Origin of the sequence: Bordetella sp. 15P40C-2 (assembly GCF_009763235.1) — a bacterium.
In the GTDB taxonomy this organism is placed as follows: Bacteria; Pseudomonadota; Gammaproteobacteria; order Burkholderiales; family Burkholderiaceae_B; genus Bordetella_A.
In genome coordinates, this window is sequence record NZ_WSJA01000042.1 from 39,873 (window position 1) to 54,214 (window position 14,342).

Here is a 14,342-nt window from a genome sequence, read left to right on the forward strand (position 1 = left end):
CAGGCATCATCACGCTGAGAGCTTGCCTGTGACGGGATCGTAGGCGTTCTTGTCCAGGGGCTCCAGCGGGAACATGGGTTTCGCGCGTTTCTTGAAGTCGAACAGCGTCCAGTCCGAGCTCGTCACGCCCGGGCTGTCGCATTCGATCAGTGCCGAGGAAATCGGCACGAACACCGGCCGGCAATACATGCGCGATTTCACGAGTATGAACTTGGCTTGCGTGGGCTCCAGGCCCATGCTGCGGAACACGCCCAGGTCCCAGGGTTCGTGGGTGCGTTCGGTCAACACAAGTTGCGCGGCGCCGATATCCAGCACCGCGCTGCGGCCCATGCAGGCCAACTGTCCCGTGTAGGTCGGGCCGGTGATCACGTACTCGCCATTGGTCACGGCGCGCACGGTGCCGCGTAGAGTGACAGGCGGCGTATCGCGGCCGATCTCTGCAATAGGGCGCTTGTTGCCTACCGGCAATTCCACCGTTGCGCCGATGCCCGCATCGGCCAAGATCTGCACGGCCTCGGGATCACAATACAGTCCCGCCTGGATGCCTGTCAGACCGGCTTCCAAGGCCGCCATCAGTACGTCCATCGTGTCGCAGGTGCCACCGCTCATGCAGTTGTCGCCATGGTCCAGCAGTAATACCGGCTTGTCGGCGGTCTCAGCCAACGCTTTTGCGCGTGCCAGCGATTGCGACAGCGGCTCGCTGTTGTAGAGGAACCCTTCGCGCTCATCCCAGATTGTGCGGGCGAGCTCTGCCGCCACAAGGTCCGCGGCGGCCATGTCGCCGTCACCCACTACCACCACACTGACGCAGGGGTTTGGAATGTCGGCCAAACCAAAGCCCGCCAGAATCGACACGCCCGGCGTACCGGCCGCTTCGGCGTCGCGCGCGGCCTGCACGGCGTCGCGCATGGCGCCTTCGGCGGTGTTGCTGCGCAGGGTGTGCGACACCAGCGGCAAGCTGCGCCAGGCAAGCACAGGGTGGCATTTGCCATCGATGCTATCGAACAGCAGGCGGCCTGCATGCTCGCCGGTTTCGTACATGTCGATATGGGGATAGGTTTTAAAGCTGATGATGACGTTGGCGTGATCGATCATTTTTTGCGTCACGTTCGCATGCAGATCCAGCGCGACCGCGATGGGTGCACCGGGCGCGGCGGCCCGCACGCGTTCGAGCAAATCGCCTTCGCCATCGTCAGTCGTTTCGACAGCCATTGCACCATGCAGATCCAGCAAAATGGCATCGCAGCCCGCCGCCTCGGCGACGATGCGATCGCAGATCTGTTGATAGGCCTGGGCGTCTACCCGCCCACTAGGGTAGGCCGTGGCGGATACGGGCGTGACGAGTTCGGCGCCCCGGGCCTCGGCCAGATCGATGAACGCGGACATCGCCGTGCGCTTGCCCTTGTTCTCTGCGTAGGCCTCAGCGCCATAGGTTGGGCCATCGTTACCGAAGGACGAGAGCGGCGTCGGGACCGGCGAGAACGTGTTGGTCTCGTGGTTCATGCGGGCGATCAGGACTTTCATTTACGGCGTCTCGGTTCGGTGTGGCGGGAATTTCAATACTGAGGTTGTGCGGTTAATCGGCCGGGATTGCGGCTGGACTACGCACCGCGCCGCAGCAGCGCAGCATGGCGTGGAGCAACACGTTGCAGCCGGCTTCCAGGTGATCGGGTTGTGCGTCTTCGATTTCGTTATGGCTGATGCCATCCTTGCAGGGCACAAAGATCATGGCGGTCGGCGTCACGCGTGCCATGTATACGGCATCGTGCCCCGCGCCGCTGATCACATCCAGGTGATCTAATCCCAGCGTGGTCGCGCCATCGCGGATCGCCTGGACCAAGCGTGGCTCGAACGGTTGCGGAGGGAAGTAAACGACCTCTTTCGACTCGATGTCTATCTTGCCGGGGTCGCTCAAGTCCTTTACGGTCTGCGCCAATGCGGCGGCCATGCTGTCTAGCGTCGCGTCATCGGCCGCGCGCAGGTCTACGGTCAGGCTGACTCGTCCAGGGATGACGTTGCGCGAGTTGGGGAAGTTGTCGATGCATCCCACCGTGCCGCGACCATGAGGGGCGTGATCGAGTGCAATACGATTCACCGCGCGTATCAGATCGGCTGCCACCAACAACGCATCCCGGCGCAGCTCCATCGGCGTCGGACCAGCATGTGCCTCCTGGCCGGTGATGACGATGTCGTACCAGCGTTGACCCAATGCGCCCGCGACCGCACCGATGGTGATGTTTTTGGCCTCGAGAATAGGACCTTGCTCGATGTGCGCCTCGAAATAGGCGGCGACATCGCGCCCGCCTACGGGTTCCGGGCCGCTGTAGCCGATGTCGTTCAATGCCTGCCGCACCGAGATGCCTTCCCGATCCGTGGCATTTAAGGCATGGTCCAGCGTGAACGCGCCGGCATAGACGCCGGAGCCCATCATGACCGGGACGAAACGCGATCCCTCTTCGTTGGTCCAGACGACGACTTCAATGGGGGCCTCCGTCTCGATGCCATGGTCGTGCAGCGTACGCAGCACTTCAATACCAGAGAGCACGCCATAATTTCCGTCGAATTTCCCGCCCGTTGGTTGCGTATCGATGTGACTGCCCGTCATGACCGGCGGCAGATCGTCACGCAATCCAGCGCGGCGCATAAAGATATTGCCGATAGCGTCCACGCGCACCGTGCAGCCCAGTTCACGCGCCCAGGTCGAGACGAGGTCACGCGCCTGGCGATCCAGATCAGTCAATGCCAGCCGGCAGACGCCTCCTTTGTCGGTGGCACCGATCTGCGCCAGCTCCATCAGCGATTCCCAAAGGCGATCGCCATTGACGCGCAGGGCGCTGACGGATTCCAAAGTTGCCATTTCCATGATGATTTCCTTGTGGCGTGCGGCGGTCTATACGCCCACGCCAAGATAACGATCCTTGATGGCGTCATCGGCGAGAAAGGCAGCGTTGGTGCCTTCGTAGACAATGGCGCCTTGTTCAATGATGAAGTGATGATCTGCGAGTTGTGTGCAGACTTCCAGGTTTTGTTCCACCAGCAAAATTGTGACGCCGGCCTGCTTGATCAGTTTGATCTGCGCCACGATTTCTTCGACGATGACGGGCGCTAAACCCTCGACCGGCTCGTCCAGCATCAGCACCCGAGGGTGGTTCATCAAGGCCCGACCGATGGCTAGCATCTGTTGTTCGCCGCCCGATAATTGGCCGCCGCCATTGCGCCGACGTTCTTTCAGGCGCGGAAAAATCCGGTAGATATCGTCCAGTTGCCACGGCGATTGACGGCGTGCGCCCAGACGCAAATTCTCCTCCACCGTGAGCAGCTTGAAAATCCCGCGATGCTCCGGCACCAGACAAACGCCCATGGCAGCAATTTTATGCGCGGGCTGCCCGGTGATGTCGCGCGACTGCAAGCGGATACTGCCTGCCTGGGGTGCAATCACGCCAGCAATCGATTTGAGCGTGGTGGACTTGCCCGCGCCGTTACGGCCCAACAACGTGACCACCGACCCCTCCGGCACACTTAGCGATACCCCTTGCAGGATATGGCTTTTGCCGTAATAGCTGTGAATATTGTCGACCTGCAAGCTCATGCCCGGCCCCCCGTGATCATGTTGCCAAGGTAAGCCGCACGCACACGCTCATCGTTGCGGATATCGTTCGGCCGGCCTTCGACCAGAACTCGACCTTGCTGCATGACCGTGATCGTGTCCGAGATATCCATCACGATACTCATGTTGTGTTCGATCAGGACCACCGTATGGTCGTCGCGCAAGCCTCGGATCAGGTGCTTCATTTCATCGAGATCGTCAACACCCATGCCCGAAGTCGGTTCGTCCAGGAAAATGGCACGCGGCCTCGCCGCCAGCGCCATGCCGACCTCGAGCCGCCGTTGCTGTCCATGGGACAATGCCCCCGCAGTCACGCCAGCCAGGCGCGTCAGGCCCATGCGTTCCATTGCAGTATCCACGACATCGGCATGGGCGCGTTCGCCGGTTGGCGGATGCCAGCAATCGAAAGCGCCTGACCGGTGTACACCTTGAGCCGCCAGCCGCAGGTTCTCGCGAACCGATAAATTAGTAAACAGACTGGTGACCTGGAACGAACGCGCGATACCGCGCTGCACGCGTTGGTGGTCGGCCTCGTGCGTGACCTCCTGCCCGTCGAACACGATGCTGCCTTCGCTGGCCGCGAGTGTGCCGGTCAGGGTGTGAAAGAGGGTGGTCTTGCCAGCGCCATTAGGGCCGATCACGGAATGAACGGTGCGGGGATAGACTTGCAGGTCCACACCATGCAAAGCGACGAACTTACCGAATCGTTTGATGATGCCGCGCGCCTGCAACAGAGGCTGCGCCGGCGGCGAGGATGCGGGGCTGCGAGCCGGATTGGCGTCATGCATAGTCATGCGCGTTTCTCCTCGGTGGCAGGGTTCGATGCCGGGTTGCGCTTTAACGAAAGCCACACGCGCTCGCCCAGGCCCCACAGTCCTTTCTGCATAAACAGACTGACAGCGATCAGCAGAAAGCCCAGCAGCATTAGCCAACGCGGCCATAGCGTCGATAGCCAGTCGGCGAACAGCACGTAGAACGCCGCACCCAATACGGACGCGAACAGATTGCCAGTGCCCCCGATGACCGTCATGACGAGAATCATCTCGCTGGTGTGATACTCGATACTCGATAGCGGTGCGATGCCCGTCATCATGGCCAGGAACGCGCCCGCAAGGGCCGTGACCGCGCCGGATATGGCAAAGGCGGCGAGCTTGAACATGCGCACGTTGTAGCCTACCGCGGCGGCGCGCGCTTCGTTATCGCGTATGGCCAGCAACGTCCGTCCGAAGACGGAATTCGTGATGCGTAGCAATAACCAAAACACAATCAAAAAGCACGCGGCCACAAAGGTATAAAACTGCCAGGGCGAGGCCAGCGACATCAGCTCCGTGCCGGCAATGGACAGCGCGGGACGAGGCACGTCCAGCAAGCCGTTATCACCCCCGGTCAGGTCGGGCAGGCTATAGGACAGAAAATAAAACATCTGCGCAAAGGCCAGCGTCAGCATGACGAAATACGTGCCACGTTGCCGGATCGCGAACCAGCCGACAAAGGCCGCCGCCAGCGCGCCGACGAGGACTGCAGCAAGCAGGGCCAAAGGCATCGGCAACGAGAACCGCGTGAGCAAGATCCCGACGGTGTAGCTACCCAGGCCAAAGAAAATGCCTTGGCCGAACGACAGCAGACCGGTAAAGCCCAGCAGCAAATTGCAGCCCAGCACGGCCAGCGCGTAGATCAAGACCTCGGTCGCCAGCGATCCGGATTGCATGCACAAGGGCAGGATCAGCGCGACCAGCAAGGCCAGCACCAACTGCATATGGGATTTCAAATGGGTCATCAGCCTCTCCCCAGCAGACCGTGCGGCCGCAACAGCAAGACGGCGGCCATGGCGATATAGATCATCAGGCGGGCGCCTTCGGGCCAGAGGGTGCTCATGACGCTTTGCACGATGCCGATCAGCAATCCCCCCACCAGTGCGCCCGAAAAGCTACCCATGCCACCGACGACCACAATGACGAACGCAATACCCAGCGCCTCGATGCCCATGAAGGGCTCTACGCCGCGAATCGGTGCGGCGAGCACCCCCGCCAGCGCGGCGGTTGCAGCGCCCAGCGCGAAGACCAGGCTAAAGACGCGAAAGACATTGATGCCGAGCAAGGACACCATCTCGGTCGATTCGCTGCCTGCCCGCACCGCGCTGCCTAGACGCGTGCCTTCCAGCACATACCAAAGCAGCAGGGCGAACACAGCCGTAAAGCCGATCACGAACAAGCGATACTTAGGATAGATAAAACTGCCCCACATCACGACGCCTTGCAGCGAAGCGGGCGCGGCGACGTTATCGCCCAAGGGCCCCCAGACGACGATGACGGCCTCCTGGAGCACGAGCGCCAATCCCACAGTGATCAGGATATGGAATTCGTGCGGCTGCGCGTACACATGTCGCAGCACGAGCTTTTCGACCAGCCAGGCGCATGCGCCCACAATCAGCGGCACGACGGCCAGGGCTATCCAGAAATTCACGCCCCATTGAATGGCCTGAAAACAGAAATAAGCGCCCAGCAAATAGAACGCGCCATGCGCGAAGTTCACAAAGCGCAGCAGACCGAAAATGATGGACAAGCCGACTGCCAGCAGGAAGTACAGCATGCCCACTCCGATCCCATTGATGATCTGAAGCAGATATACGTTCATGCGGAATGTGCGTTGAGAGAGGAGTGTCCGAGGACAGGATGCGCCGCGCCCAGCCGGGCGCGGCGTGCGCACATCACATCTTGCAGCCGGTCTCGGCCGGTGGCAGGAAAGACTGTCCGGAATGAACAATGGTCGCGTAATCGTCCTTGTTCTTCATCTCGGATTTCTTCTTGCCCTTCAGCAGGTAGTAGTTCTTGAGCACCTGATGATCTTCTTTGCGAATTTCTTCGGTGCCCGTCAGGCCTTCGTACCGCATGCCCTCCATCTGCGCGATGACCTTCTGCGGCTCAGCACTGTTGGCCTTGGCAATGGCGTCCAGCATGATGCGCGTGCAGATATACGATCCCGCGAGGCTGTAGTTGGGCGTCATCTTCAGCTTGGACTGCGTCAATTCGACCAGCTCTTTATTCAGCGGGGAATCGATTTCGTGCCAATACTGCGCGCCAAAATAAACGCCTTCGCAGAGATCCGCGCCCAGCGCTTCGAATTGCTCCAGGCCCGACGCCCAGGCGATCAGAATCGTGCAATTCTGCTTCATGCCAAAGCTTGCCGCTTGACGCAGCGTGTCGGACGATTGCGAACCAAAGTTCAGAATCAGCAGAATGTCGGGCTTGGCCGCCATGGCGTTAGTCAAATAGCCGCTGAATTCTTTCTCGGTCAACGAGTGATAGCTATTGCCTACGTGCTCGATGCCTTTTTCCTTCATGATCGCCTTGGCCGCGCTGAGCAGGCCTTCGCCGAACACATACTGCGGCGTGATGGTGTAGACGCGCTTGGCCTCGGGCTTTTCGGCCAGCAGCGGACGCAGGGTTTCCTCGACCGCGCCAAAGGTCGGCACCGACCAGCGGAAAGTGGCGCGGTTGCAGTCCTTGCCGGTGATCTCATCGGCGCCCGCAGTAGTGATGAACACGGCGTCGGCTTTCTCGGCTTCCTTACCCATGGCCAAGGCTTCGGATGACAGAATGCCGCCGGCCCAGAACTTGGCGCCTTTTTGCTGAGCAATTTCTTGAACCTTGCGTACCGCCGTGGCGGGCTTGCCCTCGGTGTCCAATACGGTATAGGCCAAGGGTCGATCCAGCACCTTGCCGTACTGTTCCAAGGCGAGCTTCATGCCCAGGTCGGCGAATTTGCCGTTGGCGGCGAATGCGCCCGACATAGGCACCGGACACGCGAACTGGATGGGGCCGGAGGATTGCGCGAGTGCGGAACGAGCGGCCCACAACGAACCCGGCACTGCACCTAATGCGGCCATCTTCAAGAGGTTACGGCGATTCAAGATTTTCTCCTTGGCCGCGGCGCGCGTGGGCAGCGGCATTTAGCGTTATATGCGCGTCACGCGCGCATTCCGTGTACGGCTAACTCTGACTCGCTGTGGAAGTGATATTTCCACTGGTGCTGCACCTGCGCTCCTATTTATCATGATAAATAGGATTAATATCATCATCGTGGAGAGCGGCAATCAGTGTCAAGAATGCAGATATCAGGTTTAACCCTGGGTCCGCGGGAAGCACCGATGACGATGTGAACGATGACGAAGACATAAGAGGGGAAGAGGATCGTTATGGAATTTGACAGTCAGGGCACACCATTGATGGCCGCCGCGAGCCAACCCAAGCGCAGCGATCTTGTGGCCGAAGAAATCAAGCGACTGATCACCGCCAAGAACCTTTTGCCCGGCGACAAGCTACCTCGCGAAAGCGAACTGCAGAGCATGTTCGCGGTGAGCAAAAGCACCATCCGCGAAGCCCTGAAGTCGCTGGAAGTGCAGGGGTTGCTGAAAGTCAGTACCGGCCCGGGTGGCGGCGGCATGGTGGTCGAGGTGCCGCTGGATCGCACGTTTCAGCTGATGCAGAACTACCTGTTCTTCAAGGAAGTGCGCATCGAGGACATTTATCAGGTGCGCAAGCTGCTGGAACCCGAGCTGGCTGCCAGCGCCGTACCCCATCTGACCGATGCACACTTCGCCGCGCTGGAACACAACATTCAATGCTGTGATCCCATGGCCGAGCATGTCGAGGACCCATTGGCGCAGCGCCAAGAGGAAATGAACTTCCACGACATCTTTGCCGACGCATGCCCGAATTCATTCTTGCGCTTCAGCTGTGAAATGATCAATCAAATGATCCGGCAGCTGACCGTCTTCGACAATGAAATGCCATTAGAGGAACAGGCCAGGTTTGGCGTTTCCAACACCCAATTCCATAAACAGATTCTGCAAGCGGCCCGCGCCCGCGATGCGCAGCGGGTGCGCGAATTGATGAGCGAGCACATGCATGACTGCATGCGATCGGTCACGCGCATGCATGGCAAGCTCAAAGGCCGCCTGATCCTCGATTCGGAAATCTCGCGGCGTACCGTCGCGCGCAATGCGCGCAGGGCAGGGCGCAGAAAAGCTGAGGCGTAAGCGTCATCTATGGCGCTTTGCCCGTGTCGGCGCTACCACCCAACTCATCAATAATGGGACATTCCGGGCGGTTGTTCCCCTTGCAGTGATCGGCGAGATGCCGCAGCGTATCGGCCATTTGCTGCAGCTCGGCGGCTTTGCGCTCCAGGCCTTCAACGTGCTGCAACGCGATGCGCTTGACCTCGGCACTGGCGCGATCTCGGTCACGCCAGAGAGCAAGCAGCTCCTGCATCTGAGCGACGGAAAATCCCAGGTCCCGAGCGCGACGGATGAATCGCAATGTATGCAGTGCTTTATCGCCATAACTGCGATAACCCGATGCATTGCGCGCGGCCGGCTCCAACAGGCCAATGCTCTCGTAATAACGAATCATCTTGGCCGAAATGCCGGTCATCTCGGCAGCTTGTCCAATATTCATGCGATTACGCCTTCGCCAAATCGGCGGCCGGTTGCGGCATAGCCCGCGTTGATCGCCCAAATCTACGCAAGCGCAGCGCATTGCCCACCACGAACACACTGGACATCGCCATTGCCGCGGCAGCGAACATGGGCGAAAGCGAAATCCCCCACACCGGATATAGCGCACCCGCGGCCAACGGAATCAGCGCAACGTTATAAGCGAATGCCCAGAACAAGTTCTGCCGGATGTTGGCCAGCGTGGCGCGACTGATCGCCACGGCGTTTGCCACGGCGTCCAAATCGCCCGACATCAGCACCACGGACGCGGCTTCGATGGCTACGTCCGTGCCGGTGCCGATGGCGATGCCGACATCGGCAGCCGCCAGTGCCGGCGCATCGTTGATCCCGTCGCCGACGAATGCGACGCGGCGTCCATCGCCACGCAATGCCTCGATGGCGGCGACCTTGCCATCGGGCAGGATCTCGGCATGCACGTCCTGGATGCCGAGCTGGCTTGCGACCCCATGCGCGGTACGAGTGTTGTCGCCCGTGATCATCGCGGTTTGGATGCCCAGCGTATGCAGATCGCGTATCGCCTGAGCAGCAGTGGGTTTAATTGGATCGCTGACTGCCGCGACTGCGGCGAGCTTTCCATCGATAGCAACATAGATCGGCGTTTTACCGGACTCCGCCCATGCGGTGACATGCGAGGACAGCATGCTGTGTAACGACTTTGCGCCCAGATGGTCAGCAGACTTGTCAGTTGTAGGCAATGAAGTGCCTGCGTCGCGCAGAGGCCTCGCGGAAACGTCCTCCTCAAGCAATACACCTCGTTCCTCAAGCAAGCGGCGGTTGCCCGCAATGACATGACGACCGTTGACGACGGCGCGTACCCCCGCGCCGGTGATCGCGGTGAAGTCTTGCGCCTCGGGCAGTGCCAGACCGCGTTGATTCGCGGCCTCGACGATCGCATGCGCGATAGGGTGCTCGGACCGTTGCTGTACCGCCGCCATCCATGTCATCACCTCGTCGCGGTCATACCCTTTGGCGACTTCCAAGTCGGTCAGCGTGGGCTTGCCCAGGGTCAAAGTGCCCGTTTTATCGAAAGCCACCACATTCACGTCGCGCAGCCCCTGCAAGGCATCGCCTTGCCGGAACAGAATGCCGAGATCCGCCGCGCGTCCCGTGCCGACCATGATCGAGGTCGGCGTCGCCAGACCCATCGCACACGGGCAAGCAATAATGAGCACGGCCACCGCGTGCACCAATGCCACGGGCAGTGCGGGCGCCGGCGCCAGCCACATCCATAAAACGAACGTTATGCAGGCGGCCGCCATTACCGCTGGCACAAACCACGCAGTCACTTGATCCACCACGGCCTGTATGGGCAGACGGGCGCCTTGCGCGGCTTGCACCATGGCAATAATGCGCGCCAGCATGGTGTCAGCGCCGGTTTGCGTGACCCGTAGGGTGAAACTCCCAGAGGTGTTCATCGTGCCGCCCGTCGCATGCATGCCGACTGTTTTCTCAACCGGCACGGGTTCGCCCGTCAGCATGGACTCATCGACATAAGAACTGCCTTCGATGATCTCGCCATCGATGGGGATCTTTTCCCCCGGGCGCACCACAACCATGTCACCGACACGGACCTCTTCGATCGGCACATCGCGCAACTGCCCATCACGGCGCACACGCGCGGTACGCGATTGCAGTGTCAGCAAGCGTTGAATCGCCGCGCCGGTCCGGCCTTTGGCGCGCGCTTCCAGCATGCGGCCGAGCAGGATCAAGGTGACAATGACCGCCGCTGCCTCGTAATACACATGGCGCGCATTCCCCGGCAGCCAATCCGGCATAAACGTCGCGACCGTCGAATACGTCCACGCCGCGCCAGCGCCCAGCGCGACCAGTGAATTCATCTCCGGCGCGCGACGCCACAAAGCCGATAAGCCTTTGGTAAAGAAAAACCGCCCCGGCCACGCCAATACCGCCGTTGTCAGCACGAACTGGATGACCCAGCTGTTCTGTTGGCCGACCGACGCTTGCACCCAATGGTGCATGGCCGGGAAGAGGTGGGATCCCATTTCGAGCACAAACACTGGTAGCGTCAACACCAGCGCGATGATGAACGAGCGGCGCAGCGCGGCAGCTTCGGCTTCTTGTGCCTGCGCATGCCGCACTTCATGGTCGTCGTGTGCGACGATGGGCTCGGCCTCATAGCCCATGCGCGCGACTGCGGCAACCAAATCGTCCGTCTTCGTCGTGGCGGGGTCGTAGGCCACCAGCGCTTTTTCAGTGGCCAGATTGACGATGGCCTGCTGCACGCCGGTTACGCCAGTCAGCGCCTTCTCCACGCGCTTGACGCAGGAGGCGCAACTCATGCCGGTAATGGCAAGCTCGGTTTGAGTCGGTGATGGATTCATAGCGGTTCCGTCGGGGGATACACTTCGATTGCCCGAGTTTGAACCTTCCCACGTTGGTAAGGTCAAGTGCCATTGTAGGGCTTGACCTTACCAACGTGGGAAGGTTTATGCTGCTTCTATCTTGAATTGATATTTTCGCCGCCCGTGTCGGCGCCAACTTACTTAGCGAGGTATGCAATGTCCATTGAATTCACCGTCCCGGATATGACTTGCGGCCACTGCGTCGCCACCATCACCAAAGCCGTGCAAGGCGTTGCACCCCAAGCCACTGTCACGACGGACCTCAGCAGCCACCGCGTGACTGTAGAGGGTGCCAATGATGCCGATACGGTGCGTCGCGCGATTGTCGATGCGGGCTACGAGGTCGCGGCCTGAATTAAACCGTCGCATGCTGAGCCGCCCGGCGGCCAGCATGCTCGATCGGCGATAATGGGTGCCTAATAAGTTCACGGCGGATCATTGAGTTTAGCTATTGATTAAGTAAACTAATTAAATTGGATAAATCGATAGCCGTCGTTTAATATCTCTTCATGGTCGCAACTGACCTACCCACCAACTGGAGAGAATTTAATGCTGCAAAACCGCGAAGGCCAACGAGTCCCCAACGTCACTTTCCCCGTCCGCGAAGGCAACGAATGGAAGCAAGTGACCAGCGACGACATCTTCAAGAACAAGACCGTAGTCGTCTTCTCGCTGCCTGGCGCTTTCACGCCGACCTGCTCGTCGACGCACCTGCCGCGCTATAACGAACTGGCGCCCGCTTTCTTCGCTGAAGGCGTCGACAGCATCGTCTGCGTGTCGGTCAACGACACGTTCGTCATGAACGAATGGGCGAAGGATCAGGAGTCGTCCAACATCACGCTGCTGCCCGATGGCAACGGCGACTTCACCGAAGGCATGGGCATGCTGGTCGATAAGCGCAATCTGGGCTTCGGTAAGCGCAGCTGGCGCTACTCGATGCTGGTGAAAGACGGCGTGATCGAAAAGATGTTTATCGAGCCTGAGAAAGACGGTGACCCGTTTGAAGTCTCCGACGCCGACACCATGCTCGCCTACTTTGCACCGAAGTGCAAAAAGCCCGATCAGGTCGTCGTGTTTTCCAAGCCTGGATGCCCGTTCTGCGTCGAAGCCAAGGCCTTGTTGGCTGACAAGGGCTATGACGCGGTCGAGATTCCGTTGGATAACAAGGTCCGCGGCCGAGTCATCGGCGCGTTGACGGGTAAATCGACGGCTCCTCAGATCTTCATCAACGGCCAGTTGATTGGCGGCCTGGAAGACCTGAAGGCGCATGTCGGCGCCTAAGGCCTGACTCCACCACGCCGGAGCCAGGCTCCGGCAAGCCCTGTAAGCCTCACGCTCGCGCTTGTCGTCAAGACGGCTGCGCGGGCGTTTCTTTTTCGGCGCGCCTGAATGCTGCAGTGTAGGCGCCGGTCTAGTAGGAAACACCATGAAGACTTTGCATACCGACGTCGCCGTGATCGGCGCTGGCACCGCCGGCCTGGCGGCTTATCGTGCGGCACGCGCCGCCGGAAAACGTGCCTTGATGATCGAGGGCGGGCCCTTTGGCACCACCTGCGCTCGCGTGGGCTGCATGCCCTCGAAATTATTGATCGCCGCTGCCGAGGCCGCGCATAGCGCCGCGCACACCGCGCCGTTTGGCGTGCATGTGGAGGGCACCATCCGCGTAAACGGCCGAGAGGTCATGGACCGCGTTCGTCGCGAGCGTGATCGCTTCGTTGGTTTCGTACTGGAAGGCGTGGAGAATGTCCCGGCAGAGGACAAGATCCCCGGCTACGCCAAGTTCGTCTCGGATACCGTATTGCGCGTGGATGACGCCTACGAGATACAGGCATCCAGCATCGTGATCGCCACCGGCTCGCGTCCGTCCGTGCCGCCGCCGTTCCTTGCGTTGGGAGACCGTTTAGTCGTCAATGACGATGTCTTTAACTGGGAGGATCTGCCCAAGAGCGTCGCGGTGTTTGGTCCCGGCGTCATCGGACTGGAGCTCGGTCAGGCCTTGGCGCGTCTGGGCGTCACGGTCCGCGTATTCGGTGTCAGTGGCAGCCTGGGGGGTTTGAGCGATCCCGCCGTGCGTCAACGCGCGCGCCGCACGTTCCAGGAAGAGTTCTATCTGGACCCGGACGCACGTGTCTTGTCCACGACCCGCGTCGGAGATCAGGTCGAAGTCCGCTACGTTGCCCTCGACAATACCGAACGCACGGAAGTCTTTGACTATGCGCTGGTCGCGACAGGCCGCCGCCCGAATGTCGATCAGCTGGGCTTGGAAAACACCAGCGTGGTTCGTGATGCGCGTGGCGTGCCGGAATTCGACCGCCATACGATGCAGTCGGGCGCGTCGTCGATCTTTATCGCGGGCGACGCCAACGCCGATGTGCCGTTGCTGCATGAGGCCGCCGACGAAGGCCGCATCGCAGGCCGCAATGCCGCGCTGTTTCCGCAAATCGAGCCCGGCCTGCGCCGCGCGCAGTTAGGCGTGGTGTTTTCCGATCCGCAAATCGCGTTGGTTGGCGCTTCGTACGCACGCTTGCCGAAAAACGGCTACGTGACCGGCGAGGTGGACTTTGGCGATCAAGGGCGCTCGCGTGTCATGCTGAAGAATAAGGGCATGCTGCACGTTTACGCCGAGATCGGTACAGGGCGGTTCCTTGGCGCCGAGATGATCGGACCGGCCGCCGAGCATATCGGCCATCTGCTTGCCTGGGCCGTGCAGCAGGACCTGACCATCGCGCAAATGCTCGATATGCCTTTCTATCACCCCGTGGTGGAAGAGGGCCTGCGCACCGCCTTGCGCGACGCCGCGGCGCAACTCGAGCGCCACGCCAGTCAGGCCGCGCTGCGCACGGCCGCCTGACGTTAA

The 14,342-nt window shown here is 60.5% G+C and carries 13 protein-coding genes; 4 read left to right on the forward strand and 9 right to left on the reverse strand.

What is annotated here, in order from left to right:
• Window positions 1-9: 9 nt before the first annotated feature.
• From GOQ25_RS16450 to GOQ25_RS16480, 7 genes are all read right to left on the reverse strand, one after another.
• On the reverse strand, window positions 10-1,524 hold the full coding sequence (locus GOQ25_RS16450) for a M81 family metallopeptidase (RefSeq protein WP_160351560.1): 1,515 nt from the start codon (window positions 1,522-1,524) through the stop codon (window positions 10-12).
• A 52-nt stretch (window positions 1,525-1,576) separates the two neighbouring features.
• Window positions 1,577-2,863: a Zn-dependent hydrolase gene (locus GOQ25_RS16455; RefSeq protein ID WP_160351561.1), complete on the reverse strand. Its 1,287-nt coding sequence runs from the start codon at window positions 2,861-2,863 to the stop codon at window positions 1,577-1,579.
• A 27-nt stretch (window positions 2,864-2,890) separates the two neighbouring features.
• A complete protein-coding gene (locus tag GOQ25_RS16460) occupies window positions 2,891-3,589 on the reverse strand; it encodes an ABC transporter ATP-binding protein (RefSeq protein ID WP_160351562.1) in 699 nt (232 codons plus the stop codon).
• Entirely contained in the window at window positions 3,586-4,395 is an 810-nt protein-coding gene (locus GOQ25_RS16465; RefSeq protein ID WP_160351762.1) for an ABC transporter ATP-binding protein, read from the reverse strand. The genes GOQ25_RS16460 and GOQ25_RS16465 overlap by 4 nt, the downstream gene beginning before the upstream one ends.
• Before the next feature lie 2 nt (window positions 4,396-4,397).
• Window positions 4,398-5,384, reverse strand: coding sequence for a branched-chain amino acid ABC transporter permease (locus GOQ25_RS16470; protein ID WP_160351563.1), 987 nt, complete (start codon window positions 5,382-5,384; stop codon window positions 4,398-4,400).
• Window positions 5,384-6,241, reverse strand: a complete 858-nt coding sequence (locus tag GOQ25_RS16475) for a branched-chain amino acid ABC transporter permease (RefSeq protein ID WP_160351564.1) — start codon at window positions 6,239-6,241, stop codon at window positions 5,384-5,386. The genes GOQ25_RS16470 and GOQ25_RS16475 overlap by 1 nt, the downstream gene beginning before the upstream one ends.
• A 73-nt stretch (window positions 6,242-6,314) precedes the next feature.
• On the reverse strand, window positions 6,315-7,517 hold the full coding sequence (locus tag GOQ25_RS16480; RefSeq protein ID WP_160351565.1) for an ABC transporter substrate-binding protein: 1,203 nt from the start codon (window positions 7,515-7,517) through the stop codon (window positions 6,315-6,317).
• Window positions 7,518-7,802: 285 nt separating this feature from the next.
• On the opposite strand from GOQ25_RS16480, the gene GOQ25_RS16485 reads away from it, so the two are divergent.
• Complete coding sequence (locus GOQ25_RS16485) at window positions 7,803-8,645, forward strand: FadR/GntR family transcriptional regulator (protein WP_160351566.1); 843 nt, start codon at window positions 7,803-7,805, stop codon at window positions 8,643-8,645.
• 7 nt (window positions 8,646-8,652) lie between these two features.
• Here the strand turns inward: GOQ25_RS16485 and cueR are convergent, their stop codons facing one another.
• Both cueR and GOQ25_RS16495 read right to left on the reverse strand, forming a co-directional pair.
• The gene (cueR, locus tag GOQ25_RS16490; RefSeq protein WP_160351567.1) at window positions 8,653-9,063 is read right to left on the reverse strand and encodes a Cu(I)-responsive transcriptional regulator; all 411 of its coding nucleotides are present in this window, start codon (window positions 9,061-9,063) and stop codon (window positions 8,653-8,655) included.
• Between the two features lie 4 nt (window positions 9,064-9,067).
• Complete coding sequence (locus tag GOQ25_RS16495) at window positions 9,068-11,464, reverse strand: heavy metal translocating P-type ATPase (RefSeq protein ID WP_160351568.1); 2,397 nt, start codon at window positions 11,462-11,464, stop codon at window positions 9,068-9,070.
• Window positions 11,465-11,641: 177 nt separating this feature from the next.
• Between GOQ25_RS16495 and GOQ25_RS16500 the strand changes: the two genes are divergently transcribed.
• The 3 genes from GOQ25_RS16500 (at window position 11,642) to GOQ25_RS16510 (ending at window position 14,336) form a co-directional block, all read left to right on the forward strand.
• Entirely contained in the window at window positions 11,642-11,839 is a 198-nt protein-coding gene (locus GOQ25_RS16500; RefSeq protein WP_160351569.1) for a heavy-metal-associated domain-containing protein, read from the forward strand.
• A 195-nt stretch (window positions 11,840-12,034) separates the two neighbouring features.
• Window positions 12,035-12,766 carry a glutathione peroxidase gene (locus tag GOQ25_RS16505; protein ID WP_160351570.1) on the forward strand — a complete coding sequence of 244 codons (732 nt, stop codon included), beginning with the start codon at window positions 12,035-12,037 and terminating at the stop codon, window positions 12,764-12,766.
• Window positions 12,767-12,911: 145 nt separating this feature from the next.
• Window positions 12,912-14,336 carry a dihydrolipoyl dehydrogenase gene (locus GOQ25_RS16510; protein WP_160351571.1) on the forward strand — a complete coding sequence of 475 codons (1,425 nt, stop codon included), beginning with the start codon at window positions 12,912-12,914 and terminating at the stop codon, window positions 14,334-14,336.
• Window positions 14,337-14,342: the final 6 nt, after the last annotated feature.